At 70.5% G+C, this 25,635-nt stretch carries 19 protein-coding genes; 10 read left to right on the forward strand and 9 right to left on the reverse strand.

Features of this window, described 5'->3' with window-relative positions:
* Positions 1-72: 72 nt before the first annotated feature.
* The gene (locus OHA25_RS28225; protein WP_327590469.1) at positions 73-2,112 is read left to right on the forward strand and encodes an APC family permease; all 2,040 of its coding nucleotides are present in this window, start codon (positions 73-75) and stop codon (positions 2,110-2,112) included.
* On the opposite strand, the gene OHA25_RS28230 is transcribed toward OHA25_RS28225, so the two are convergent.
* Positions 2,102-3,736, reverse strand: a complete 1,635-nt coding sequence (locus OHA25_RS28230; protein WP_327590470.1) for an alpha/beta hydrolase — start codon at positions 3,734-3,736, stop codon at positions 2,102-2,104. The two genes, OHA25_RS28225 and OHA25_RS28230, sit on opposite strands and share 11 nt — an antisense overlap.
* A gap of 75 nt (positions 3,737-3,811) precedes the next feature.
* Between OHA25_RS28230 and OHA25_RS28235 the strand changes: the two genes are divergently transcribed.
* Positions 3,812-5,041 carry a class I SAM-dependent RNA methyltransferase gene (locus OHA25_RS28235; RefSeq protein WP_442942207.1) on the forward strand — a complete coding sequence of 410 codons (1,230 nt, stop codon included), beginning with the start codon at positions 3,812-3,814 and terminating at the stop codon, positions 5,039-5,041.
* Positions 5,042-5,200: 159 nt separating this feature from the next.
* Positions 5,201-5,404 (forward strand): lamin tail domain-containing protein, encoded by a 204-nt coding sequence (locus OHA25_RS61500; protein WP_442942208.1) that lies wholly within the window; start codon positions 5,201-5,203, stop codon positions 5,402-5,404.
* A 68-nt stretch (positions 5,405-5,472) separates the two neighbouring features.
* Here the strand turns inward: OHA25_RS61500 and OHA25_RS28240 are convergent, their stop codons facing one another.
* Genes OHA25_RS28240 through OHA25_RS28255 form a run of 4 tightly spaced genes read right to left on the reverse strand, consistent with a single transcriptional unit; the run spans position 5,473 to position 9,481 of the window.
* Entirely contained in the window at positions 5,473-6,072 is a 600-nt protein-coding gene (locus OHA25_RS28240; RefSeq protein WP_327590472.1) for a response regulator transcription factor, read from the reverse strand.
* 16 nt (positions 6,073-6,088) lie between these two features.
* A complete protein-coding gene (locus OHA25_RS28245) occupies positions 6,089-7,201 on the reverse strand; it encodes a sensor histidine kinase (RefSeq protein ID WP_327590473.1) in 1,113 nt (370 codons plus the stop codon).
* Complete coding sequence (locus OHA25_RS28250) at positions 7,201-8,316, reverse strand: sensor histidine kinase (protein ID WP_327590474.1); 1,116 nt, start codon at positions 8,314-8,316, stop codon at positions 7,201-7,203. The genes OHA25_RS28245 and OHA25_RS28250 overlap by 1 nt, the downstream gene beginning before the upstream one ends.
* A 46-nt stretch (positions 8,317-8,362) precedes the next feature.
* Entirely contained in the window at positions 8,363-9,481 is a 1,119-nt protein-coding gene (locus OHA25_RS28255) for a hypothetical protein (protein ID WP_327590475.1), read from the reverse strand.
* A 118-nt stretch (positions 9,482-9,599) separates the two neighbouring features.
* Here OHA25_RS28255 and OHA25_RS28260 point away from each other — a divergent pair, with 118 nt between their 5' ends.
* The 4 genes from OHA25_RS28260 (at position 9,600) to OHA25_RS28275 (ending at position 16,088) form a co-directional block, all read left to right on the forward strand.
* Positions 9,600-10,514 carry an LLM class F420-dependent oxidoreductase gene (locus tag OHA25_RS28260; RefSeq protein ID WP_327590476.1) on the forward strand — a complete coding sequence of 305 codons (915 nt, stop codon included), beginning with the start codon at positions 9,600-9,602 and terminating at the stop codon, positions 10,512-10,514.
* Positions 10,515-10,558: 44 nt separating this feature from the next.
* A complete protein-coding gene (locus OHA25_RS28265) occupies positions 10,559-12,175 on the forward strand; it encodes a 3' terminal RNA ribose 2'-O-methyltransferase Hen1 (protein WP_327590477.1) in 1,617 nt (538 codons plus the stop codon).
* Entirely contained in the window at positions 12,159-14,618 is a 2,460-nt protein-coding gene (locus tag OHA25_RS28270; RefSeq protein WP_327590478.1) for a polynucleotide kinase-phosphatase, read from the forward strand. Before OHA25_RS28265 ends, OHA25_RS28270 begins: the two co-directional genes overlap by 17 nt.
* 69 nt (positions 14,619-14,687) lie before the next feature.
* Complete coding sequence (locus OHA25_RS28275) at positions 14,688-16,088, forward strand: sugar porter family MFS transporter (protein WP_327590479.1); 1,401 nt, start codon at positions 14,688-14,690, stop codon at positions 16,086-16,088.
* A gap of 93 nt (positions 16,089-16,181) precedes the next feature.
* On the opposite strand, the gene OHA25_RS28280 is transcribed toward OHA25_RS28275, so the two are convergent.
* The 3 genes from OHA25_RS28280 to OHA25_RS28290 form a co-directional block, all read right to left on the reverse strand.
* On the reverse strand, positions 16,182-17,015 hold the full coding sequence (locus tag OHA25_RS28280) for a CAP domain-containing protein (protein WP_327590480.1): 834 nt from the start codon (positions 17,013-17,015) through the stop codon (positions 16,182-16,184).
* 376 nt (positions 17,016-17,391) lie between these two features.
* Positions 17,392-20,118: an aconitate hydratase AcnA gene (gene acnA, locus OHA25_RS28285; RefSeq protein ID WP_327590481.1), complete on the reverse strand. Its 2,727-nt coding sequence runs from the start codon at positions 20,116-20,118 to the stop codon at positions 17,392-17,394.
* A gap of 155 nt (positions 20,119-20,273) precedes the next feature.
* A complete protein-coding gene (locus tag OHA25_RS28290) occupies positions 20,274-21,002 on the reverse strand; it encodes a metal-dependent hydrolase (protein WP_327590482.1) in 729 nt (242 codons plus the stop codon).
* Positions 21,003-21,291: 289 nt separating this feature from the next.
* On the opposite strand from OHA25_RS28290, the gene OHA25_RS28295 reads away from it, so the two are divergent.
* From OHA25_RS28295 to OHA25_RS28305, 3 genes are all read left to right on the forward strand, one after another.
* Positions 21,292-22,023: a PadR family transcriptional regulator gene (locus OHA25_RS28295; RefSeq protein WP_327590483.1), complete on the forward strand. Its 732-nt coding sequence runs from the start codon at positions 21,292-21,294 to the stop codon at positions 22,021-22,023.
* A 28-nt stretch (positions 22,024-22,051) separates the two neighbouring features.
* Positions 22,052-22,543, forward strand: coding sequence for a DUF1707 SHOCT-like domain-containing protein (locus OHA25_RS28300; protein ID WP_327590484.1), 492 nt, complete (start codon positions 22,052-22,054; stop codon positions 22,541-22,543).
* 88 nt (positions 22,544-22,631) lie between these two features.
* On the forward strand, positions 22,632-23,300 hold the full coding sequence (locus OHA25_RS28305) for a DUF6879 family protein (protein ID WP_327590485.1): 669 nt from the start codon (positions 22,632-22,634) through the stop codon (positions 23,298-23,300).
* On the opposite strand, the gene OHA25_RS28310 is transcribed toward OHA25_RS28305, so the two are convergent.
* A complete protein-coding gene (locus tag OHA25_RS28310; RefSeq protein ID WP_327590486.1) occupies positions 23,290-25,629 on the reverse strand; it encodes a glycoside hydrolase family 2 protein in 2,340 nt (779 codons plus the stop codon). The two genes, OHA25_RS28305 and OHA25_RS28310, sit on opposite strands and share 11 nt — an antisense overlap.
* Between the last annotated feature and the right edge of the window lie 6 nt (positions 25,630-25,635).

The raw sequence follows: 25,635 nt of genomic DNA on the forward strand, positions 1-25,635 counted from the left end.
CTCGACACCAGTATGGCCCCAGTGGGGACTCGCCTCGTTTAGCGCCTGCGTATGGGGCTAGCATCTCGTTACGTGGCGAAGGTAACGGATCTTGTCAAACGCGTGCTCGTGGGGCGTGCCCTACGCAGCGGGCAGCTCCATGAGCAACTCCTCCCCAAACGGATCGCGCTACCTGTTTTCGCGAGCGACCCGCTCTCCTCGGTGGCGTACGCGCCGCTGGAGATCCTGGTCGCTCTTTCCGTTGCGGGAGTCGCCGCCTATCACTTCGCCCCGTGGATCGCCGTCGCCATCGTGGTGCTGATGTTCACCGTCGTGGCGTCGTATCGGCAGACCGTGCACGCCTATCCGAGCGGCGGCGGCGACTACGAGGTCGCCATGACCAACCTCGGGCAGAACGCCGGCCTGACCGTGGCGAGCGCGCTGATGGTCGACTACGTCCTGACGGTCGCCGTGTCCGTCTCGTCGGGGGTCGACAACATCGGCGCGGCCATCCCGTTCGTGGCCGAGCACAAGGTCGGCGTGGCCGTCTCCATGGTGGTCCTGCTCACCGTCATGAACCTGCGGGGCATCCGCGAGTCGGGCGGGATCTTCGCCATTCCCACCTACGCCTTCGTCGTCGGCGTCCTCGGCATGATCGCGTGGGGGTTCTTCCGGCTGGGCGTGTTCGGCGACGACCTGACGGCGCCGAGCGCGGACTTCGAGCTCCACGCCGAGCAGGACGGCTCCGCGCTGGCCGGCCTGGCCCTGGCCTTCATGCTCCTGCGCGCCTTCTCCAACGGCTGCGCCGCGCTGACCGGCGTCGAGGCGATCAGCAACGGCGTCCCGGCCTTCCGCAAGCCCAAGAGCAAGAACGCCGCCACGACGCTGGCGCTGATGGGCGTGATCGCGGTGTCGATGTTCGTGGGCGTCATCGCGCTCGCGCTCATCTCCGGCGTCAAGGCGGCGGAGAACCCGCAGGAGCAGCTCATCATCGACGGGCAGCCGGCGCCTCCCGGCTACACCAATGAGGCGATCCTGCCGCAGGTGGCCGCGGCGGTGTTCGGGCACGACTCGACCGGCTTCGTCTTCATCAGCGCCATCACCGCGCTCATCCTGTTCCTCGCCGCGAACACCGCCTTCAACGGCTTCCCCGTGCTCGGCTCGATCCTGGCCCAGGACCGCTACCTGCCGCGCCAACTGCACACCAGGGGCGACCGGCTGGCGTTCTCCAACGGCATCGTCCTGCTCTCCGGGTTCGCCTGCCTGCTGATCTTCGTGTTCAACGCCAACCCCAGCGCGCTCGTGCACCTGTACATCGTCGGCGTGTTCGTGTCGTTCACACTGAGCCAGATCGGCATGGTGATCCACTGGACTCGGCTGCTGAAGACCGAGACCGACCGGCAGGCGCGGCGGCACATGATCCGCTCGCGGGCCATCAACGGCTTCGGCGCGGTGTTCACGGGGCTTGTGCTGGTCGTGGTCCTGGTGACCAAGTTCCTGCTGGGCGCGTGGATCGTGGTGCTGGCCATGCCGGTGCTGTTCGTGTTGATGAAGGGCATCCGGGGGCACTATGACCACGTTGCGAGCGAGCTGGAGATCACCGAGGACTACGAGCCGACGATGCTGCCCGCGCGCAACCACGCCATCGTGCTCGTCTCCAAGATCCACAAGCCGACCCTGCGCGCGCTGGCGTACGCGCGTGCCACGAGGCCGTCCATGCTGGAGGCCGTCACCGTGGGCGTCGAGGGTGACGAGGCACGCAAGCTGCAGGACGAGTGGGAGCGGCGGGGCATCCCGGTGCCGCTCAAGATGCTCGACTCGCCGTACCGGGAGATCACGCAGCCCATCCTCGACTACGTCAAGCACCTGCGCAGGCGCTCGCCGCGCGACGTGGTGACCGTGTTCATCCCCGAGTACGTCGTCGGCCATTGGTGGGAGCACCTGCTGCACAACCAGAGCGCGCTCCGGCTGAAGGCGCGGCTGCTGTTCAAGCCGGGGGTCATGGTCACGAGCGTGCCCTGGCAGCTGCACTCCTCGGACCGGCTCAAGGGCCGGCCGGAGCCGTTCGCACCGGGTGCGGTGCGCCGGCCGTGGCATCAGACGGTCAAGGAAGAGGAGCAGCTCAAGGGCTGATCAGCGTGCGCAGCCGGTCGGTGTCGGACGCGTTCCAGCCCGGCGGCGCGGCGACCGCGGCCCAGCCGTCGACGATGTTGGGGCCGTAGCGGTGCCCGTGGCCCGGCGGCACGGACAGCCCGGCCGTCAGATCCACCAGCACCTGCCAGAAGGTCACGAGCGGGAACCAGTTCATCTCCGGATTCATCCCGGGACCTCGCGCGCCCTCCAGCCAGGCCGGCCGGCGGTAGATCAGCTCGGGAGACCACCACACGACCGGGTCGGAGGCGTTCTGCAGGTAGACCACGCGCGGGCGGACCCATGGCCCCGGCGGCCGGTCCAGGTCGTCGGGGTGCTGGGCGAACCTGACCGTCTTGCCCCCTTGGTAGACCGGCCGCCACACGGGGCTGCCGGGTTCGCGGCCGTTCGTGACGCTGCGCCAGATGTGATTGGCGTTCGGCGGGCCGACGAACACCGCGCCGTCCGCCTTGGCCGCCAGGTCCTCCAGGTCGCGGAAGGCCCCCTCCAGCTGGTAAGACCCCAGGCTCTCGCCCGACAGCACCAGCTTCGGCCGCTCGCCGGGCGGCAGCCTGGCCCACCTGGCGCGTACCGCCTCGAACAACGCCCGCCCCGCGGCCGCCGCCTTGTCCCGGTCGAGCAGGAACGACGCCCAGCTCGGCAGATACGAGTACTGCAGGGCGACCATGGCGGAGCGGCCGTTGTACATGTACTCCAGCGCATCGGCGATGTGCGGGTCGACCCAGCCGGTGCCCGTCGTGCCGAGCACGGCGAGCACAGGGCGGCTGAACGCGCCGGCGCGTTCGAGCTCGCGAACCGCCAGCGCCGCCTGGGCCTGAGGCGAGCGCGTGGAGTCGAGTCCGACGTAGACCCTGATCGGGTCGGCGGCAGGGCGGCCGGAGAAGGCGGCGAGCCTGGCGCGGGTGGTGGCGGTGCCGGTGAAGCGGCGGCCTTCCTTGCCGAGCGACTCCCAGGTCACCAGCGAACCCGGGCCGCCGGACACCAGGGTGGAGGTGGGCCTGTGCACCCCCGGGTGGGTGCCGGCGTTGGTGACCGAGGAGACTTCGCTCACCCGGGCGGAGAAGGCGGAGAAGACCACATCGTTGGCCAAGACGACGACCACGAGCCCGATGACGAGCACGCCGAGGACATGACCGACATAGATCGGGACGAACCGCTCGAGCCAGGCGATCAGCTTCCGGCAACCCAAGCGGACAAGCCGCGAAATAGCGAGAAATAGTGCGAAGAGGGCGACGGCTATCGCGACGATCACCGGAGGAAACCACGTGATCCTCGTGTCCATGCCCATGAGCGCCCGCAGGTCGCGTTGCCAGTCCACGCTGTACCAGAGCGCGACCGCCGCCAGTGCCCCGCCCACGCCGATCAGGAGCTGCCAGGCGACCCAGCGGCCCCGCTCCGGCAGCCGGTAGGAGATCACCGCCCGGCCCAGCGCGCCGAGCGTGGCTCCCACGGCATATCCCAGAATGCCGGTGACCGCGCACATCACCCCCTGGTACAACCACGTGCGGGGCAGCATCGACGGCGTCAGCGACGCGCAGGCGAACAGGACGGCCAGCAGCGTCCCCCCGAAGCCGGGCCGCCGCCGCACCACCCTCGCCGTTCCCACGACCACCTACAGTAATGGATCAATCTGGCCAGGTAGGGGGCATAGGGTGGCGGTGTGGAACAGGTATCTCTCGAGTTGACGGTGGGTCCGGTCGCGCATGGTGGCTGGTGTGTGGCACGCCACGAAGGACGCGTGGTGTTCGTCCGGCACGCGCTGCCCGGCGAACGGGTCATCGCCGACGTCACCGAGGAGACCACCCGGTTCCTGCGTGCCGACGCCGTGGAGATCCTCGAGCCGTCGCCAGACCGCGTGGTCCCGCCCTGCCCCTACGCGGGCCCGGGCCGCTGCGGCGGCTGCGACTGGCAGCACGCCACGCCGCAGGCACAGCGGCGACTCAAGGCCCAGGTCGTGGCCGAGCAGCTGCACCGGCTGGCGGGGATCGAGCGTGAGGTCGTGGTCGAAGAGGTGCCGGGGGCCAAGGACGGGCTCGGCTGGCGTACGCGCGTGCAGTTCGCCGCCCTGCCGACCGGCGAGCTGGGCTTCCGGCGGCACCGTTCGCACGAGATCGAGGTAGTGGACGCCTGCCTGATCGCCCACCCCGAGGTGGAGGCGGTCGGGGCGGAGGCGCATGACTGGCCCGGCGCCTCCGGGGTCGAGGTCATCGCCTCCTCCAGCGGCGACCGGGCCGTCGTGGTCTCACCCCGGCCGCGCCGCAGCGTCACCGTCCCCGAGCTCGACGCGCCCGCCTCGATCCTGCTCGACCAGGGCAAGGGCCACACGGTGCCGCGGCGCGGGTCGGGAGTGCTGCACGAGCAGGTGGCCGATCGCGAGTTCCGGGTGGCGGGCAGCGGTTTCTGGCAGGTCCACCCGGGGGCCGCGGAGACGCTGCTGGACGCTGTGCTGGCGTACGCGGCGCCGGAGCCGGGGGAGTGGGCGCTCGACCTCTACTGCGGCGTCGGCCTGTTCGCGGCCGGGCTCGCCGAGGCCGTCGGGCCCGAGGGAGCGGTGTTCGGCCTGGAGTCCGAGGCCTCGGCCGTCCGCGACGCCCGCGCCAACCTGCGCGACCTGCCGCAGGCGCGGGTGGAGCGGGGGCGGGTGGAGGAGGCGCTCGACCGGTTCCAGATCGAGCGCGCCGACCTCGTGGTGGTGGACCCGCCGCGGTCCGGGCTCGGGCGCGAGGTGGTCGAGCGGATCACGGGGCTGGAGGCGTTGCGGATCGTGTACGTGTCGTGCGATCCCGCCACGTTCGCCCGGGATCTGAAATGGCTGGCCGAACGCGGATATATGCTCGAGGACCTGCGTGCTTTCGACGCCTTCCCCATGACTCATCACGTGGAATGTGTGGGGCTGCTCGTCAGGAAATAACCCTGCGAACAGCGCCATTTCCATGCCAACCGTGAGCTGTCATCCGTCGTCCTTACATGCGTCACATTGCCCACATGTAGAGGACCTCGACGGTGAGAATCGTCTTATCGGCCGCGCTCGTCGCGGCGGCGACGCTCGGCACGGCACTCCAACAGCTCGCTGAACGCCGAGTACATCACCGTCCTCAACACGACGACGCGCACGGTCGATCTCGAAGGCTGGACGATCCGCGACAAGACCGGCTACACCTACGAGTTCGGCCCGGACGTCGTGCTCGGCGCCAAGAAGCGGATCACCCTGCGTTCCGGGCAGGGTGAGGAACCTACAGCGCCTCGCGGTACCGGGGGTCCTCGGCCTACGTGACCTGCTGACTCGTGCTCGCGGCCGCCGACGGGGTGGCCGGGGGCACGACGCCGATGTGAATCCTGGGCTCAGAGCCAGCCCATGCGCTGGGCGGTGCGGATCGCCTCCAGGCGGTTTTGAGCGTGGAGCTTGGTCATGGCGCTCGACAGGTAGTTGCGCACGGTGCCCTCGGTCAGATGCAGCTCGCCGGCGATCCGCGAGATCGTCGCCCCGTCGCCGGCCAGCCGCAGCGCGTCGCGTTCGCGCTCGGTCAGCGGGCTGTCCCCCGCCGCCATCGCCGCCGCGGCCAGCTCCGCGTCCAGGTAGCGGCCGCCGCTCTGGACCTTACGGATCGCCATAGCCAGCTCCTCGGCCGAGGCGTCCTTGCCGAGGAACCCGCTCACGCCCGCCGCCATGGCCCTGCGCAGGTAGCCCGGCCGGCCCAGGCTGGTCAGGATGACGATCTTGCACTGGGCACTGATGCGCTCGGCCGCGCTCAGGCCGTCCATGCCCGGCATCTCGATGTCGAGCACCGCCACGTCGGGCCGATGCTCTCTCACCGCGGCGAGGACCTCGTCGCCCCGGCCGACCTGGGCCACGACCTGGATGCCGTCCTCGAGGTCCAGCAGGGCCGCGATGGCGCCGCGGATGAGGTGCTCGTCGTCGGCGAGCAGCACGCGGATGGTCATGAAAGCTCCCGGAGAATCATGCGGGCACCCCTGCCCGCAGCAGGTAGCGGCCCTCGGGCGCCGGCTCCGCCTTCAGGGTGCCGCCAGCCGCGCGCACGCGATCGGCCAGGCCCGCCAGCCCGTTGGGCGCATGCTCGCCCACCGGGCCGTTCACCCCGTCGTTGGTCATTTCCAGCACGCCGTCCTCGATGGTGATCGTGCAGCGTTCGGCCCGGCTGTGCTTGAGCACGTTCGTCGCGCCCTCGCGGACGACCGTGGCCAGCAGTGTGCGGGCCTCGGGCGTCAGTGAGTCCGTCTCGGCGCGTACGGTGCACCGCACGTCCGCCGCCTCCAGCACCGCCCGCACGCTGGCGAGCACCTCGTCCAGGTCGACGGCCCGGTAGTTCTGCACGACGGTGCGCACTTCGCGTAACGACTGCCTGGCCAGGTCGCGTACCTCGAACATCTCCGCCGCCGCCGCGCCAGGATCGCTACGCAGCGTCTGCTCGGCGTGGGCGGCCCGGGCCGCGACGTCGGTGAGGCTCTGCCCGAGCAGGTCGTTGAGATCGCGGGCGAAGCGCAGCCGCTCTTCGGAGACCGCCAGCCTGGACAGTGCCTCCTGCCCCTCGTGCGCTTCCTTGGCCAGCTGCCAGAGCCGCAGGTTGGCCCACACCGCGCCGACGCAGATCACGGTGAACACCGTCTGCATCAGCAGCAGGGGGAGGACGGGGCCTTCGACCAGGGCGATGTAGACGTTGATGACCACGATCGAGGCGACGGAAAGGGCGATGACGGTGCGCTTGCGCACGAACGCCGCCATCAACGCGAGCCAGGCCGGGATGATCCAGATCAGCGGGAAGACCGAAAGGAGCACGACGATGGCCCCGGTGACCGCCAGGATCGCGGTCGGCCGCTTTCCGCCCCGGACGGCGATCGTGAACGGGCGCGTGCTCAGCACGTTGAAGACCAGCAGCAGGAGGACCGCGCCCACGCCCAGCGGCCACGGCAGGATCCCCGCCTGCCAGCGGATGAACAACTCCGCGTAGCCGAACAGCGGCAACAGGAGGATGACGTTGGTGGAGCCGATGCACAACCAGCGGACCTTGTCCAGCTTGGAGGCCCTCCGGACCTTGGCGACCATCCCGCGCATCAGGCCGGCACCGCCGCGCGCAGCAGGAACTCGCCCGCCGGGGTGGGCGCGGCGGAGAAGGACCCACCGGCCGTGGCCAGCCGCTCCGACAGGCCGCGCAGGCCGTTGCCGGGCGGCGCGGGCTCCCCGTGCACGCCGTCGTTGAGCATCTCGAGCACGCCTTCGTGGATGGTGATCGCGCAGCGGGTGGCCCTGCTGTGCTTGAGCACGTTGGTGCCGCCCTCGCGGACCGCCCACGCCAGCAGCGCCCTGGCGGCCGGCGACAGGCCGTCCGCCCTGGCCACGATGTCACAGCGGGCGCCGGCCGCCTCCAGCGCCGCGCGTACGCCGTCGAGCTCCTCGTCCAGGTCGAGCGCCTGGTAACCGTGCACCGCCTGCTGCACCTCGGCCAGCGACTCCGCGGCCAGCGCACGGACCTCGGCCATCTCGGCCGCCGCCCGCCCGGTGTCCTTGCTCGCCAGCTTGGCGGCCAGCTCGCTCTTCAGCGTGATGACAGAGAGGCTGTGCCCGAGCAGGTCATGCAGGTCGCGCGCGAAGCGCAGCCGCTCCTCGGCCACCGCCAGCCGCGCCTTGGCCTCCCTGCTGTTGTAGGCGTCTCTGATCACCCACCAGAGCCAGCGCCATAGCAGCATGGCCACGACCATCGAGACGGAGGAGACCGCGCTGCCGAGCAGCACGCCCTGCCATGCCTGCTCGGTCATCAGGACCGTGTATCCGGTGACGGCGGTCACGACGGCCACTGTGAGACCGGCCGTCGCCCACGGCCGGAGGTAGAGCGCGGCCGCCGCCAGCCACAGCCCTTCGGTCTGCATCCACACGCTCGCGGCGTCCGCGTCCAGCGGCAGGAGCGCCAGAGCGGCCACCGCGAACACCGCCGCGAGCAGCAGCTTCACCGTGGGACGCGGCCGGGTGTCGAAGGCGTCCCTGAGGAGGAAAGGGAAGAGCCCGTAGAAGCCGATGGCGCACACGATGGAGACGGCCGCGGCTAAGGGAGAGAGCGTGCCCTCCGCCGCCGCCGCGAGGGTGAACACGATGGAGAGGATGGCGACGAACACCACCAGCCCGTCCATCCAGTAGATCAGGATCTTCCGCGCCGTGTCCGGCCGGGCCGCCATCGCCCCTCCCCACTGACAGAAGCTTCCTGGTCCCCAAATCCTATAGTCAGGGGCCCCGCAGAATCCGCGTCACGTCCCGCGACGGTGGGACGCCACGCAGCGACAGCCAGGCCAACCCGTGGCGGGCGGCGTAGCCGGCAAGTGTGCGGGCGTCGAGCTCACTCAGGTCGCCCTCGCCCGCCAGCACCGGGGTCAGGGCGATGCGCCGCCATGCCTGGCCGGGATCCGGCAGGTCCTGTGCCCGGACGATCTGGTCCTTGGCCAGCTGGATGGCCGCCGCGAGCCGGCGCAGGCGGCCGTGGGGAGCCGAGCGCGGCTGCATGGCGGCCAGCAGGTTCACGGTGCCGACCTCGGCGCCCGCCTCCTGGGTGGTGCGCAGCATCGCCACGTCGGCGGCGTCCAGCCCATACGGCCTCAGCGGGAGCGTGAAGCTGACCCGCAGCGGCCGCTCACGCTGCATGGCCCGGATTGCGCGGGCCCTGCGCAGCGCCACGCCGCCGTTCTCACTGTCGCGGATCTCGAAGTCGACGGCCGCGGCGTCGAACGCGCCGACCACCCTGCGGTAGGCGGCGGCGAGCCCGCCCGGCCTGGTGCAGGTCACGGCCAGCTCCTCGACGCCGGGCCCGCCGAAGGTGGGAACGGCGTCACCACCCAGCGCCCTGAGCCGGCCGATCTTGTTCGCCACCGGGTTCTTACCGGGATCGAGCGGATCGCTCCGGCTGGTGTACTGATCGGGTGATTCGAGCGGATCGCCCTGGTCCGTGCCTGGCTCAGACGTTTCGGGTGGAACACTCCGGTCGACATCGGGCTGGGGTGTTTCGAGCGGCCCCGCCCACTTCGGGGAGCAGCCGTCGTCGCCGCCGGCGATGAGGTGGCCCAGCATGTAGTGGCGCACGCCGGTGCGGCGGGACTGGGCCGGCAGGTCGAAGCCGGGGTCGCGGGCCGTGTCGACGAAGCCCACGAACGGGGCGGGCCGCTCCGTGGCCGCCGCGGGGGAGGCGCTGGGGGACGGCTCCACCACCGTCGGCGGTGTCCGCGGCGGCGGGGCGGCGGCGCCCGCGGGCAGCAGCTGGATCGCGACGGCCGTGGCGGCGGCGAGCCCGAGGCCGCCGAGGATCGCGAGCGGGCGGGGGAGCGTGCCGGGTTCCCGTTTGTGCCGTGGCATCGAACACCCCGTGTAATCGGTCGGCTACGTACGGCGCTTGACGGGCACGTTAGCAAGCATTCCCGGCGCGGCGCGGGCCTTTTCTGGTTCGCGTCCGATGTGTGCCGATAATGTGGGCATGAAGCTACGGATCTTCACCGAGCCCCAGCAGGGCGCGACATATGACGACCTGCTTAGCGTCGCCCAGGCCGCCGAACGGTTGGGCTTTGACGCTTTCTTCCGCTCTGACCACTACCAGCGCATCGGCCCCGGCGACCCGGGCCCCGGCTCCACCGACGCGTGGATCACGCTGGCCGGCCTGGCCAGGGAGACCTCCCGGATCCGGCTGGGCACGCTCGTGACGCCGGCCACGTTCCGGCTTCCCGGGCCCCTGGCGATCAGCGTCGCGCAGGTCGACCAGATGAGCGGCGGCCGGGTCGAGCTGGGCTTCGGCGCCGGCTGGTTCGATACCGAGCACGCGGCGTACGGCATTCCGTTCCCGCCGCAGAACGAACGGTTCGGGCGGTTCGAGGAGCAGCTCGAGATCATCACCGGCCTGTGGACCGCGGAGAAGACCTTCTCGTTCGAGGGCAGGTACTACCGGGTCGCCGACTCGCCCGCGCTGCCGAAGCCGGTGCAGCAGCCCCGGCCGCCGATCATCATCGGGGGGTTCGGCGCCAAGCGCACGCCTCGGCTGGCGGCGACGTACGCGGATGAGTACAACGTGCCGTTCCGCACGCTGACCGACACGGCCGAGGCGTTCGGCCGGGTGCGCGAGGCCTGCGAGAGCACCGGGCGCAGCCTGGTCTGCTCGCTCGCGCAGACCGCCATCGTGGGCCGCGACCGGGCCGAGGTCGAGCGGCGCGCGGCCGCGGTCGGCGAGAACCCCGGCACGCTGCGGGAGAACGGCCTGGCCGGCACGCCCGCCGAGGTGCTCGAGAAGATCGGGAAGTTCGCCGAGCTGGGCGCCGAGCGGGTCTACCTGCAGATCCTGGATCTGGGCGACCTCGAGCACCTGGAGCTGATCGCGGCCGAGGTGCTCCCGCACGTGTAAGTAATCGTTGGCGGAGGTTCGCGGGGTTGCGGCAAACTGGGGGCGTGCTGCTGACGATCACGACTACCGCGAGCCCTGCCACCGACCTGGGTTTTCTCCTGCACAAGCATCCCGGGCGCGTGCAGGAGTTCAGCCAGTCGTTCGGCACGGCCAGGGTGTTCTACCCGGAGGCGGGCGAGGAGCGGTGCACGGCGGCGCTCCTGCTGGAGGTCGACCCGATCGCGCTGGTCAGGTCGCGCGGCAAGGGTTCGCCCGACTTCAGCCTGTCGCAATACGTCAACGACCGCCCCTACGCCGCGTCCTCGCTGCTGGCCGTGGCGCTGGGAGACGTGTTCCGCACCGCGCGGGCGGGCCGGTGCAAGGCCCGGCCCGAGCTTCCCGGCCAGGCACTGCCGCTGGAGCTGAGGTTGCCCGCGCTGCCCTGCCGGGGTGGGCCCGACCTGGCGCGGCGGTTGTTCGAGCCGCTCGGCTGGGAGGTCGAGGCGCAGCCGCTCCCGCTCGACGAGGGTTTCCCGGAGTGGGGCGAGTCGCGCTATGTCCGGCTCACCCTGCGCGGCGCGGCCCGCCTGTCCGACGCGCTCAACCACCTCTATGTGCTGCTGCCCGTGCTCGACGACGGCAAGCACTACTGGATCGCGCCCGACGAGGTGGACAAGCTGATCAGGGCCGGTGAGGGCTGGCTGCGCGGGCACCCGGAACGCGGGCTGATCACCCGGCGCTACCTGGGCCGGCGCTGGGCCCTGGCCCGCACCGCGCTGACCCGGCTGGCCGAGCTCGGCGACGAGACGGAGGAGCAACTGGAGCCCGCGGTCGCGGAGGACGCGCCGCCGGAGGAGACCGCCGCCGACGAGATGGCCGCCGCCGAGGCCGAGGCCCACGCCACAACCACGGCACCCGCCGCATCCTACGCGGACGCGCCCACCGCGCCCTACGCGCCCGCCGCGACCGGCGTGCTCGCGCAGGACGCGCTCATCGGTGGCGCGCGTGTGGAGGGCGTGAGCGCGCCAGATGCCGCGGCCGAGGTGGCGGGGACCGAGGGGAGCGAGTCCAAGGGCAAGTCGCTCAGCGTCCGGCGACGGGAAGCCGTGCTGGCCAAGCTCGAAGAGCTCGGCGCGGTCAGTGTGATCGACCTGGGCTGCGGCCAGGGCGAGCTGGTCGGTGCGTTGCTGGCCAGCTCCAGGTTCGCCAGGGTCGCCGGCATGGACGTCTCGTCGATGGCGCTCACCATCGCCGCACGCAAGCTCCGCCTGGACCGCATGCCCGACGCCAGGCGCGCCCGCCTCACCCTGTTCCAGGGCGCGCTCACCTACACCGACAAGCGGCTCAAGGGCTACGACGCCGCCGTGCTCATGGAGGTGATCGAGCACGTCGACCCACCCCGCCTGACCGCGCTCGAACGGGTCGTGTTCGGCCACGCCAAGCCCGCCCACGTGCTCGTCACCACGCCCAACATCGAGCACAACGTCCGCTATGAGTTCCTGACCGGCCTGCGCCACCCCGACCACCGCTTCGAGTGGACCCGCGCCGAGTTCGCCGCCTGGGCGACCCGGGTGGCCGCCGAGCACGACTACCAGGTCGCGTTCGAGCCGGTCGGCGACGACGACCCCGAGGTCGGCCCGCCGACCCAGATGGGAGTGTTCACCCGTGATCAGCGTTCCTGAGCTGTCCCTCGTGGTGCTGGTCGGCGTCTCCGGCAGTGGCAAGTCCACGTTCGCACGCAAGCACTTCAAGCCGACGCAGGTCATCTCCTCCGACTTCTGCCGCGGCCTGGTCTCCGACGACGAGAACGACCAGGCGGCCACCCCCGCCGCGTTCGACCTGCTGCACCACATCGTCGGCGTGCGCCTGTCCAGGGGCCTGTTCACCGTGGTCGACGCCACCAACGTCCAGTACACCGCCCGCAAGAGCCTCATCGACCTGGCGAGGAAACACGACGTGCTGGCCGACGCGATCGTCCTCGACGTGCCGGAGGAGGTGGCCATCGAGCGCAACGCCGTCCGGCCCGACCGCGACTTCGGCCCCGGCGTGGTGATCCGCCAGCGCAAGGACCTGCGCCGCTCGCTCGGCAAGATCTCCGGCGACGGCTTCAGGAAGGTCCACGTGCTGCGCGGCCTCGACGAGATCGACGACGCGATGATCACGTACGAGAAGGCGTGGTCGGACCTGACCGAGCTGACCGGCCCGTTCGACGTCATCGGCGACGTGCACGGTTGCCGCGCGGAGCTGGAGACCCTGCTGCGCGAGCTCGGCTGGGAGGGTGTCAGGCACCCGGATGGCCGGACCGCGGTGTTCGTCGGCGACCTGGTGGACCGCGGCCCCGACGCGCCAGGAGTGCTGCGCCTGGTGATGGACATGGTCGAGGCGGGCACCGCGATCTGCGTGGCGGGCAACCACGAGCAGAAGCTGGTGCGCGCGCTGAACGGCCGCAACGTCAAGGTCACCCATGGCCTGCAGGAGTCGCTCGACCAGCTCGGCGCCCAGCCGCCCGAGTTCGTCGAGCGGGCCAAGCGGTTCATGGACGGCCTGCTCAGCCACTACCGCCTGGACGGCGGCCGGCTCGTGGTGGCGCACGCCGGGCTCAAGGAGGCCTACCACGGGCGGGCCTCCAAGCGGGTGCGCTCGTTCGCCCTGTACGGCGACACCACCGGCGAGACCGACGAATACGGCCTGCCGGTCCGCCTGCCGTGGGCCGAGGAATACCGTGGCCGCGCCATGGTCGTCTACGGCCACACGCCCACGCTCCGGCCCGAGTGGATCAACAACACGATCTGCCTCGACACCGGCTGCGTCTTCGGCGGCCACCTGACCGCGCTGCGTTACCCCGAGCGCCAGATCGTCCAGATCCCGGCGGAGAAGGTCTGGTACGAGCCGACGAAGCCGCTCGGCGCGGGCGTCCGCGACCCGGGCATGCTGGACGTCAACGACGTGATCGGCACCCGCCACGTCGAGACCAGGTTCGGCGCCCGGGTGAAGGTCCTGGAGGAAAACGCGGCCGCGGCCCTGGAGGTCATGAGCCGCTTCGCGGTGGACCCGCGCTGGCTGGTCTACCTGCCGCCCACCATGGCCCCGCCGGAGACCTCCCGGCTCGACGGCTACCTGGAGCACCCGCACGAGGCGTTCGAGGAGTTCGCCGCCGCCGGGGTGCGCGAGGTCGTGTGCGAGGAGAAGCACATGGGCTCGCGGGCCGTCGCCGTGCTGGCCAGGACCCCGGAGGCGGCCGCGGCCCGGTTCGGGGTGAGCGACGGTAGCGCCGGCGCCGTCTACACGCGCACCGGGCGGCCGTTCTTCGCCGACACGGGGCCGCTCGTCGAACGGCTGCGGGCGGCCTGCGAGCCGCTGTGGGCCGAACTCGGCTCCGACTGGGTGGTGCTCGACTGCGAGCTGCTGCCCTGGTCCGCCAAGGCCGGCGACCTCATCAGGAGCCAGTACGCCTCCGTCGGCGCGGCCGCCCGCGCCGCGCTGCCCGAGGCGGTGCGGGCCCTGGAGGCGGCGGCCGAGCGCGGGCTGGATGTGGGCGATCTGCTGGACCGCACCCGCCGCCGCTCGCACAACGCTGCCCTGTTCCGCGAGGCCTATGCCCGTTACTGCTGGCCGGTCGACGGGCTGGAGGGTGTCAAGCTGGCGCCGTTCCAGATCCTCGCCTGCGAGGGCCGGGCCACGGCGCTGGAGCCGCACGCCTGGCACCTGAGCACGCTGGCGCTGCTCGACTCGCCGCTGATCGCCCCGACCCGCCACGTGTTCGTCGACCTCGGCTCTCCGGAGTCCAGGGCCGAGGCGACCGCCTGGTGGGAGTCGATGACGGCGGCGGGCGGCGAGGGCATGGTGGTCAAGCCGTCCGCGTACGCGCCCGGCCGGGTGCAGCCCGGGGTCAAGGTCCGCGGACGCGAGTATCTGCGGATCATCTACGGTCCCGACTACACCGAGTCGCTCGACGTGCTGCGCAGGCGTTTCCTCGGCAAGAAGCGCTCGCTGGCGCTGCGCGAGTACGCACTGGGCCTGGAGGCGCTGTCGCGGCTGGCGGACGGCGAGTCGGCCTGGCGGGTGCACGAGCCGGTCTTCGCCGTGCTGGCCCTGGAGTCGGAGCCGGTGGACCCGCGGCTGTAAAGCTTGGGTAAGCCGAGCGATATGTCGCTGACGTGCGGGTATGTCCCGACCCCCAGGGGAGGAACCCGCATGACGTCTCAGCGCACGCACCACGAGCACCTGGGCCACGTGCTCTTCATCACGGCCGCCGCGGCCATGGGCGGGTTCCTGTTCGGGTATGACAGCGCCGTCATCAACGGCGCGGTCGTCGGGATCCGCAGGCACTTCGGCGTCGGGCCGGTCGAGATCGGGTTCGTGGTGGCCATCGCGCTGCTCGGGTCCGCCGCGGGCGCGTGGACGGGTGGCCGGTTGGCCGATCGGCTGGGGCGCACCAGGTCCATGCAGGTGGCGGCGCTGCTGTTCGCGGTGAGCTCGATCGGGCAGATGTTGCCGTTCGCGATCTGGGATCTCGCGGTGTGGCGGGTGATGGCGGGCTTCGCGATCGGCATGGCCTCGGTCCTGGCGCCCGCGTACATCGCAGAGGTGGCCCCGGCGGCCTACCGGGGCCGGCTCGGCTCCCTCCAGCAGCTGGCCATCGTGCTCGGCATCGCGGTCTCGCAGCTGGTCAACTACCTGATCGCCTGGCGGGCCGGCGGCGACGTGAACAACCACCTGGGGCCGCTGCAGGCGTGGCAGTGGATGCTGGGCGCCTGTGCGGTGCCGGCCCTGCTGTATCTGCTGTTCGCCCTGAACATCCCCGAGTCGCCCCGCTACCTCGTCATGAGAGGGCGCACCAGGCGGGCACGCGAGGTGCTGGCCGAGGTCGAGGGCGACGGCGTGGACATCGACGAGCGGATCTCGGAGATCCAGCACGTGTTGCGGACCCAGCGCCTGCCGGGCGTGAAGGACCTGCGCGGGCCTGCGCTCGGGCTGCTGCCGATCGTCTGGATTGGCATCGCCCTGTCGGTCTTCCAACAGTTCGTCGGCATCAACGTGATCTTCTACTACTCGACCGTGTTGTGGCAGTCGGTAGGCATCAACCAGGCCGACTCCCTGCTGATCAGCTTCTCCAGCTCGATCATCAACATCATCGGAACGTTCATCGCGATCTCGCTCGTGGACAAGATCGGCCGCAGGCCGCTGCTCATGATCGGCTCGGCCGGGATGGCGGTCTCGCTGGCCACCGCGGCGTGGGCGTTCAGCGCGGCCAGGGTCGCCGATGGCGCGGTCTCCTTGCCGGACCCGCAGGGGCCGATCGCGCTGATCGCGGCCAACGTGTTCGTGTTGTTCTTCGCGCTGTCGTGGGGCGTGGTGGTGTGGGTGCTGCTCGGTGAGATGTTCCCCAACCGTATCCGCGCCGCAGCCCTGGGTCTCGCCGCCGCGGCCCAGTGGATCGCCAACTGGGCGATCACGGTGTCGTTCCCGGCCCTGTCGGCGTGGAACCTGCCACTCACGTACGCCGGGTACGCGCTGTTCGCGCTGCTGTCGTTCTTGTTCGTGGCCAAATACGTCAGGGAGACCAAGGGCCGCAAACTTGAAGAAATGGGTTGACGACGTGCTCGGCGTCTCGGCGTACCGCACCGCCTTCCCGCGGCCCGAGGCGCGGATCGGGCCGCAGGGAGAGGCGGTGGGTGGCCTAGCGCTTTACCGGGCCGCGAAGTCCTGGGTCCAGTAGATCCGGCCCTGGGAGTTCTTGGCCGCCCCGACGCCGATCAGGTTGAACCGGCAGTTCATGATATTGGCGCGGTGACCCGGGCTGTTCATCCAGCCCTGGACCACGGAGGCGGGCGAGGGCTGGCCGAAGGCGATGTTCTCGGCCCAGGCCGATCCTCCCGTGAACCCGGCCGCCTTGATCCGGTCGGTGAAGCTGCGGCCGTCCCTGGAGGTGTGGTCGAAGTAGTTGTTCTTCGCCATGTCCTCGGAGTGGCCAAAGGCGGCGGCACGCAGCTGCGGGTCGTGCTTGAGCGGTCCGCAGCCGCCCTTGGCCCGCTCGGCGTTGGTCAGCCGGACGACCTCGTTCTCCTCGGCCGTGCCCACCGCCCCCGTCGAAGGTGTCGCGGTGGGGGAGCTCGACGGCGTCGGGGTGGGAGTGCTCCTGCTGTCCGGGGAGCAGGACAACCTGGCCGCCCTGGACTTGGCGATGGTACGGCCGCGGAGGTCGGTGGCGAGGGCGTAGTAGACGCCGGGCTCGCAGGCCACCGCGACCTTGACGCGGCCGTTCCTGGTGGCCCCGCTCTTGACCACGGGGTCGCGGCCGGGGACGGCGCGCTTGATCCGGATGCGCAGCAGCGCGGATGAGAAACAGCCGCGGCGGGCGGCAAAGGATTCGATCTTCAATGCGCTGTTGAGCCGGGGCTTGGCCACGCTGACGCGGCACCTGGCTGCCTCCGACGCCGTTGCGGCCTCGGCCGCTGTGACCGGGACGCAGAGCGCGGCCAGGCTCACGAAGCCGGCGAGTACCCCAAGGGGTCTACGCATAGGGGGTTTCCTCCAGTTGCGGTAGACGCTGGATGGCTCCGCATTCTGTCGGGACCGCAACCCATTTGTCATCAAATTCGCAATATTCCGGTGATGTGGAGGTAAACCAAAGTGATCGTTGAAGCGTCTGTGCCGGACGATCGGCCGGTTCTGCCGGTCGGACCGAAACCCATCGGAGCCTTGTGACGTTCGACACGGCCGGCTGCCCCCGACAACGCGAAAGCCGCCCGGCGGGGGTTTCCCGCCGGGCGGCTCTCATGTGTCGGGTGGTTCCCCCGATACGGGCGCGTGAGGATCGCGCCCCACCCCCGGCTCGACGAAACTGCCAAGGGCTCCCGGCTCCCGCCCGGCTCATGACCGGACGGGCGCGGAAGATCTACTTGGCGAGCAGCGAACGCAGCACGTACTGCATGATGCCGCCGTGCCGGTAGTAGTCGGCCTCGCCGGGCGTGTCGATGCGGACCACCGCGTCGAACTCGACATCGCCCGCCTTGACGTGCACCGTCTGCGGGATGCCGCCCTTGTTGAGCTCCTCGACGCCCGTGATGTCGAACGTCTCCTCGCCGGTCAGCCCCAGGGATGCGGCCGAGGCGCCCTCGGGGAACTGCAGCGGCAGCACGCCCATGCCGATCAGGTTGGAGCGGTGGATGCGCTCGTAGGACTCCGCGATGACCGCCCGCACGCCCAGCAGCGCCGTGCCCTTGGCCGCCCAGTCGCGCGAGGAGCCCGAGCCGTATTCCTTGCCCGCCAGCACCACCAGCGGCGTCCCCGCGGCCGCGTAGTTGACCGAGGCGTCGTAGATGAACGACACCGGGCTCTCGGGCTGGGTGAAGTCGCGGGTGTAGCCGCCCTCGGTGCCGGGGGCGATCTGGTTGCGCAGGCGGATGTTGGCGAACGTGCCCCTGATCATCACCTCGTGGTTGCCGCGCCGCGAGCCGTAGGAGTTGAAGTCCTTGACCTCGACTCCGTTGGCCTGCAGGTATTGCGCGGCCGGGGTGCCGGCCTTGATGGAGCCGGCCGGCGAGATGTGGTCGGTGGTGACCGAGTCGCCGACCTTGACCAGCACGCGGGCGCCGGCGATGTCCGTGACCGGCTCCGGCTTCTCCGGCATGCCGTCGAAGTAGGGCGCCTTGCGGACGTAGGTCGAGTCCGGGTCCCACTCGAAGGTGTTGCCTGTCGGGATCGGCAGCGAGCGCCAGTGGTCGTCGCCCTTGAACACGTCGGCGTAGTCACGCTCGAACATGTCGCGGCCGATGGAGGAGTTGACCACGGCGGAGATCTCCTCCGGCGACGGCCAGATGTCCTTGAGGTAGACCGGCTCGCCGTCGGTGCCGAGGCCGAGCGGCTCGGTGTCGAGGTCGATGTCCATGGTCCCGGCCAGCGCGTACGCCACCACGAGCGGCGGCGAGGCCAGGTAGTTCATCTTGACGTCGGGGTTGATGCGGCCCTCGAAGTTGCGGTTGCCCGAAAGCACGGCCGTGACCGCGAGGTCGTTGGCCTGGATGGCCTCGGAGATCTCCGTCGGCAGCGGCCCCGAGTTGCCGATGCAGGTAGTGCACCCGTAGCCGACCAGGTTGAAGCCGATCTTGTCGAGGTAGGGCTGCAGCCCGGAACGCTCGAAGTAGCCGGTGACCACCTGCGACCCGGGAGCCAGCGAGGTCTTGACCCACGGCTTGCGGGTCAGGCCCTTGTCGACGGCGTTGCGGGCCAGCAGCGCCGCGCCGAGCATGACGAAGGGGTTGGAGGTGTTGGTGCACGAGGTGATCGCGGCGATCGAGACGATGCCGTGGTCGATCTCGAACGACGTGCCGTCGGCCATCGTGACCGGGACCGGCTTGTGCGGCCGGCCGCCGTTGGCCGCGGCGTTGGAGGCGGGCGCGTCGGAGGCGGGGAACGACTCCTCGCCCTCCTCATCCCCGTCGGCCACGTAGTTCTGCACGTCGTGGCGCCAGGTGCTCTTGGCGGCCGACAGCGCGATGCGGTCCTGCGGGCGCTTGGGCCCGGCGATGGACGGCACGACGGTGGCCAGGTCGAGCTCGATGTATTCGGAGAACTCCGGCTCGGGCGCGGAGTGGTCGAGCCAGAGACCCTGCGTCTTGGCGTACGCCTCGACGAGCGCGATCTGCTCCTCGCTGCGCCCGGTCAGCCGCAGGTAGTCGACGGTCTGGCCGTCGATCGGGAAGATGGCGCAGGTGGAGCCGAACTCGGGGCTCATGTTGCCGATCGTGGCCCGGTCGGCCAGCGGCACGGACGCCACGCCCTCGCCGTAGAACTCCACGAACTTGCCGACCACGCCGTGCTTGCGCAGGATCTCGGTGATCGTCAGGACCAGGTCGGTGGCGGTGGCGCCGGCCGGGAGCTGGCCGTTGAGCTTGAAGCCGACCACCCGCGGGATCAGCATGGAGATCGGCTGGCCGAGCATCGCGGCCTCGGCCTCGATGCCGCCGACGCCCCAGCCGAGGACGCCGATGCCGTTTTCCATGGTGGTGTGGGAGTCGGTGCCGACGCAGGTGTCGGGATAGGCCTTGCCGTCGCGGGTCATGACCACGCGGGCCAGGTGCTCGATGTTGACCTGGTGGACGATGCCGGTGCCGGGCGGCACGACCTTGAACTCGTCGAAGGCCGTCTGGCCCCAGCGCAGGAACTGGTAACGCTCGCGGTTGCGCTCGTACTCCCGCTCCACGTTGCGCTGGAAGGCGTCGGGGTGGCCGAAGAAGTCGACGATGACCGAGTGGTCGATGACCATCTCGGCAGGCGCGAGCGGGTTGATCCGGGCCGGGTCGCCGCCGAGGTCGCGGACGGCCTCACGCATGGTGGCCAGGTCGACCACACACGGCACGCCGGTGAAGTCCTGCATGATCACCCGCGCGGGCGTGAACTGGATCTCCACGCTCGGCGTCGCCTTGGGGTCCCACGATCCCAGCGCCCGGATGTGGTCGGCGGTGATGTTGGCGCCGTCCTCGGTGCGAAGGAGGTTTTCCAGCAGGATCTTCAGGCTGTACGGGAGGCGTGCGGCGCCCTCGACGGCATCCAGCCGGAAAATCTCGTAAGACGCGTCGCCGACGCGTAGCGTGTCACGGCTGCCGAAGCTGTTCGCGGACACGGTGATTCGCCTCCTCCATCAGACAGGGTTCCAGACCAAATCCTGCCGCACTCCCGGAGGAGCATGCATGTTAGGTAAACCTAACTCGCAGGCCCGGAGTACTGCGGCGCAGATGTCTCGACGTCAAGATATCTCTAGAGTATCTCGACATCAAGTTAAACGGGCGCCAGGCGCCAGAACAGCAGGCCGATGATCGCGACCGACAGGATCGGCGCCAGGATCTTCTGCTCGAACGTCTTGCCCGTCTTGATGCCGATCTTCCACGGCAGCAGGAACCTCGCGCCCAACGGCCATAACACCGGACAGCCCCGTTCGGTCATGCAGTCGCCCACCACATGCATCAGGCAGCCGATCGCCACGGCCAGCCCCAGCCACGCGTATCCGACGGACAGCGACAGGAAGACGGCGTAGAGCCCGGCGGTCAGCCCGACGTTGATCATGGCGGACCCCATCTTGTTCCCCGGGATGCCGATGCCCACCGCACGCAGCGCGAGACCGATGAGCAGCACGACCATGATGTCGCGGCCGATGGGATAGGTGTTGGCCAGCCAGTGCGCCCCGAACCCCATCGCCACGGCGAAGGCCAGCGAGTGCGTGGCGCCGCGGTGCCCGCCGCTGATCCACGACACGGCCTTGCTGAGCCCCCACGTGACCGGACCGAACGTCTGGGCGATGGTCGCGCTCGGGTGGTCGAGGTCGGGCAGCATCGCGGCGCCCGCACAGACCACGGCGCCCGCGATCAGCTCGGCTGGGCCTAACGCGCCCGCCATGATCCCTGTCTCGATGAACCGCGAGGACTCGGTCAGCAGCGGCAGCGCCGCCAGCGGCGGCGCCAGCCCCAACCAGGCGATGGCCCCGGTCAACGCATGCGTGTGCCCCATCATGATCGGGACTGTACGGCAAAGAAGCCCTTTACGCGCTGAAGCGGGGCCGGACACGGCGAAGCATGCCCCGGAAACGCAGACGAGGTCGTCTCCGCGGCGACAGCACCCCCCAGCCCTGCCGACGCGAAACGACCTCGTCTGCTCTGAACAACGACCCTCTCCCCAATCCTGTTCCCGGATTCCGCAACTTTTTCGTGATCTGGATCACTCTTGGTCTGCGCTTGCGAACGACACACTATCGATATATCTTTGACGCATCGAGAACAGATCACGATATAGGGGGAAACCTATGAGTTCCGCACAAGCAGCAGGAGGGCCCTGGCCCGGCGCACATGAGTACCGTCAGGCGGCCCGCGAGGCCAAGCAGGCAGCCCGTGAGGCGTTCAAGACCTTGTCTGAGGCCTTCGAGCAGATGGGTGGCCGGCACCACCACCACGAGCACCGGGAGCGCGGCCCGCGGCGCGGTCCCGGGCCGTTCCCGTTCGACTTCGGGCGGGGCGGTCCCTGGGGCGGCCCCGGCGGGCCGTGGGGCGGTCACCGCGGCTGGGGCGGCAGGGGCCGCAAGGCCAAGCGGGGCGACGTACGCGCCGCGATCCTGGCCCTGCTCGCCGAGGAGCCGCGCAACGGCTACCAGATCATCCAGGAGATCGCCGAGCGCAGCGAGGGCGGCTGGAAGCCCAGCCCTGGCGCCGTCTACCCGGCGCTGCAGCAGCTCACCGACGAGGGCCTGGTGGTCTCGGCGGAGAGCGAAGGCCGCAAGACCTTCCGCCTCACCGACGAAGGCCGCAATTACATCGAGGCGCACGCCGACGAGGTCCGCGCCCCGTGGGACGAGATGCGCCCGGACATCGACGACAACACCGCCGATCTCTGGCACATCGCCCGCCAGTCGGCCTTCGCGATGATGCAAATTCTCCAAACCGGAAACGACGCACAAATCCGGGAAGCGCGTAAGACTTTGGTAGAGACCCGGCGCAAGCTCTACCAGATCCTGGCAGACGACGAACCGGGCGAGGAGTGACCGGGCTACGGGGACCGAGGAGTCGGGTATGGAGCGTGACGACCTGCGCATCGGCGATGCCGAGCGTGAGCAGACGATGGCCGCCCTGCGTGAGCACTTCGCGCAGGGCCGCCTGACCCACGAGGAGCTCGACGAGCGGCTCGACCGGACGCTGACCGCCAAGACCGGCCGGGACCTGACGCAGATCACGGCCGACCTGCCCGGGCACCAGCCCACCCCGCAGCACGCCATGGACGACTGGCGCGCCTCGATGATGGCGAACCGCTACCAGGTCGAGGCCATGCGGCAGGCCCATGGCGACATGCGCCAGGCGCACAGGGAGATGCGGCGGCAGTGGCACCGCCACGGGCACCCGAGGCGGCAGCATCACCGGGGCCCGCACCCGTTCGTCGGCGTGCTGTTCGGGCTCATGGTGCTGAGCCTGATCTTCGGGCTCGGCATCTTCAAGGTGCTGTTCGCGCTGTTCGTGGGCGCGATGGTCTTCAGCCTGATCCACCGGCGTTTCCACTATCGCCGCTGAGACCCGTCCAGGTCGGTTTTGGGCCTTGACCCTGTCGAGGGCTGAACTGATGATCTGGGCGGGCCTTAAAACGCGAAAGGGACGCCGCATGACCGAGGGCACTCCGGCCAACCCGTTCGCCGCCGTCGCGCACGCCGACGGGCTCGACCTGGACGTGCCGGACTATCAGTCCCGATTCGACCGCGACCACGCCGCACGCACCGAGTCGATGTGGAAGCTGGAGCGCGCCCAGGTGTTCTACGAGCCGGACGTGGCGAGCTGGCGGGCCATGATGGACGGTGACTGGGCGGGCTCGCTGGCCCTGGCCGAGCGCATGGCCGGGCCGCTGGAGGATTACTTCCGCAGCCGCGTGCCGGTCTGGCGGGTGCGGGTGGTGGAGTTCCCGATCACCGCCTACCTGCAGTGGGAGCTGCACGTGCTGGCCGTGCGCGCCCGGGCCGGGTCACCCTGCCGGGTGGTGCCCGCCGAGCGGGTCGCCGCCCTCGACCCGCTGCCCGAGCTGGTGATCTTCTCGCCGTCCCTCATGTACGAGGTGCTCTACGACCGCTACGGCGGCTGCGGGGGAGGCCGGCGCATCACCGATCCCCATGTCGTGGGCCCCTGCCTGCGGGCGGTGCGCGAGTTGTACGCCGGCGGCGAGGACGTGCTGCGCTTCCACGAACGCGACATCGCGCCGCTGCCGCCGCCGGTCGTCACCGACGCGATGCGGGCCGCGGTGCCCGCGTACGCGCACCGCACCGAGGAGTTCAGGGTCTGACCTCGTTCACGCACCGCAGCACGGGAAAGCTCGTCAACGCCCCGGCGTCCAGATCCCTGGCCGTGGTGACCTGGAAGACCGCGCTCTCGCCCGGCAGCAGGGTGACGAGCTGGTCGTCCACGGTCGCGTCCGGGTCGAGCCGGTCGGGGAAGATCGCGAGCTCGCGCAGCAGGCTGATCGCGGTCACGATCACCCGGTAGCCGCCGGACGAGCGCTCGACGTAGGCGTCGTAGGCCGCGTCGGGCAACGCCACGGCGGTGTCCTCGGCGTAGAAGCGCACCGCGCGGACGTGGCCCAGCCGGGCGGCGAGCAGCTCCCGCGCCGGGTCGTCGGGCACGGCGACCGGCTCCGGCAGCGTCACCTTGGTCACCGACCGGGGGGCCACGTGCACGGCCACGACCTCCTTGGCCAGAGGCTCGCCCGACAGGCTCTGCCGGACCAGCTGCAGCTCACCCGACCAGGGCTCGGGCAGGTCGTTGACCAGGGCAAGCTCGCCGTCCTGCACGGTGAGCAGCCGGTGGGCGTAGGCGCGGCGCAGCGCGTACCAGAGCGGCTTGCGTCGGCCGTCGCCGTCGACGGCCGACCACGACGTCACCGGCCAGCAGTCGTTGAGCTGCCAGACGATCGTGCCCATCGTCCAGGGCATGAGCGAGCGGAACCGCTCGACGCCGAACGTCACCGCCCGCGCCTGGTTGAGCTGCGTCAGGTAGTGCCAGTCGTCGAACGTCTCGGGCCGCGGCAGGTGCTCGCCCAGCCCGCGCAGCAGCTTGGCGCGCCCGTCGATCGCCTTCTGGTGCGCGGAGTCCGGCGTCAGCGGCTCGTCGGAGGAGGCCCGGCGCAGGGTCGCGTACGCGGGCGGCCCCTGGAAGCCGAACTCGGCCACGAACCGGGGCCGATAGGCGGCGTACCGGGAGTAGTCCTCGCGGTTCCAGACGTCCCAGATGTGGATCGTGCCACGCGCGGGGTCGTTCGGCGGCAGGCCGGGCGCGCCCGAGTAAGGACTGCCCGGCCAGTACGGGCGCGTGGGGTCGAGCTCGGCGACGATCCCGGGGAGCAGGTCGTAGTAGAACCCCGCCCCCCAGCTGCGCCCCTCGAGCCGCTCCTGCCAGCCCCAGCCGGCGTGGCCCTCCAGGTTCTCGTTGTTGCCGCACCACACCACCAGACTGGGGTGCGGGGCGAGCCGGGACACGTTCTCCCTGGCCTCCGCGGCCACCTCGGAGCGGAACGGCTCTTCCTCCGGGTAGGCGGCGCAGGCGAACGGGAAGTCCTGCCAGACCATCAGGCCCAGCTCGTCGGCCAGGTCGTAGAAGTCGTCGCTCTCGTACAGGCCGCCGCCCCAGACCCGCAGCAGGTTGACCCCCGCGTCCACGGCCTGCCCGAGCCGCTCGGCCAGGCGTTCCCTGGTGACGCGGGAGGAGAAGCAGTCGTCGGGGATCCAGTTGACCCCCTTGACGAAGACCGGGACGCCGTTGACCTCGAGCCTGAACGCCTCACGCTCCAGCTCCACGGACCGGAACCCGACCCTGCCTCGCCATACGTCCTCGCCGAGGCGGACGGCCAGGTCGTAGAGGGGCTGGTCGCCGTACCCGCGTGGCCACCACGGCTGGGGGTCGGAGACCTGGAGCGAGAGCACGGCGGCCCGCCCGTCCACGCGTTGCTCCGCGGTGACCCCGGCGATCTCGGCGGACAGCGTGAGCGGCTCCTCGGTGGTCCGCTCGACGCGGACGTGCACGTGCACCGTGCCGTCCGCGTGCGCCAGCGGGCGCACCTCCGCCAGTCGGGCGCCGCTCCAGCTCTCCAGCCCGATCGGCCGCCAGATCCCGGCCGTGACCAGCGTGGGACCCCAGTCCCAGCCGAAGTTGCAGGCCATCTTGCGGATGAAGGGATAGGGCTCGTCGTAGGCGCCCGGCCGCGTCCCGAGCGCCGCCCGCCGCTCCTCGGCGTAGGCGTAGGCCGAAGCGAAGGTCACCGTCAGCTCGTTGTCACCGTCTCGCAGCAGGTGGCGGACGGGAAAGCGGTAGGAGCGATGCTGGTTGGCCGTGCTGCCGACGCGCACCCCGTTGAGCTTGATCGAGGCGACCGTGTCCAGGCCCTCGCACACCAGGTCCGTGCGCTCGTGCTCGTCCGGCGACCAGGCGAACGTGGTGCGGTAGGTCCATTCCGTCCGGCCGATCCAGGCCAGCCGGTGCTCGTGGTCGTCGAGATAGGGGTCGTCGATGATCCCGGCCGCGAGCAGATCGGTGTGCACGCAGCCGGGCACGGTCGCGGCCACGCCCGTGATGTCCTGCGACGACAGGGTCCAGCCGTCGTGCAGCGGACGGTAGGTCAAGTAGAT

Origin of the sequence: Nonomuraea sp. NBC_00507, from assembly GCF_036013525.1 — a bacterium.
GTDB lineage: Bacteria > Actinomycetota > Actinomycetes > Streptosporangiales > Streptosporangiaceae > Nonomuraea.

Excerpts from the sequence above, each read along its gene's own strand:
- OHA25_RS28300 (WP_327590484.1), top strand. The coding sequence starts at position 22,052 with ATGGAGCGTGACGACCTGCGCATCGGCGATGCCGAGCGTGAGCAGACG.
- OHA25_RS28260 (WP_327590476.1), top strand. The coding sequence starts at position 9,600 with ATGAAGCTACGGATCTTCACCGAGCCCCAGCAGGGCGCGACATATGAC.
- OHA25_RS28305 (WP_327590485.1), top strand. The coding sequence starts at position 22,632 with ATGACCGAGGGCACTCCGGCCAACCCGTTCGCCGCCGTCGCGCACGCC.
- OHA25_RS28295 (WP_327590483.1), top strand. The coding sequence starts at position 21,292 with ATGAGTTCCGCACAAGCAGCAGGAGGGCCCTGGCCCGGCGCACATGAG.
- OHA25_RS28240 (WP_327590472.1), bottom strand. The coding sequence starts at position 6,072 with ATGACCATCCGCGTGCTGCTCGCCGACGACGAGCACCTCATCCGCGGC.
- OHA25_RS28275 (WP_327590479.1), top strand. The coding sequence starts at position 14,688 with ATGACGTCTCAGCGCACGCACCACGAGCACCTGGGCCACGTGCTCTTC.
- OHA25_RS28255 (WP_327590475.1), bottom strand. The coding sequence starts at position 9,481 with ATGCCACGGCACAAACGGGAACCCGGCACGCTCCCCCGCCCGCTCGCG.
- OHA25_RS28290 (WP_327590482.1), bottom strand. The coding sequence starts at position 21,002 with ATGATGGGGCACACGCATGCGTTGACCGGGGCCATCGCCTGGTTGGGG.
- OHA25_RS28245 (WP_327590473.1), bottom strand. The coding sequence starts at position 7,201 with ATGCGCGGGATGGTCGCCAAGGTCCGGAGGGCCTCCAAGCTGGACAAG.
- OHA25_RS28280 (WP_327590480.1), bottom strand. The coding sequence starts at position 17,015 with ATGCGTAGACCCCTTGGGGTACTCGCCGGCTTCGTGAGCCTGGCCGCG.
- OHA25_RS28250 (WP_327590474.1), bottom strand. The coding sequence starts at position 8,316 with ATGGCGGCCCGGCCGGACACGGCGCGGAAGATCCTGATCTACTGGATG.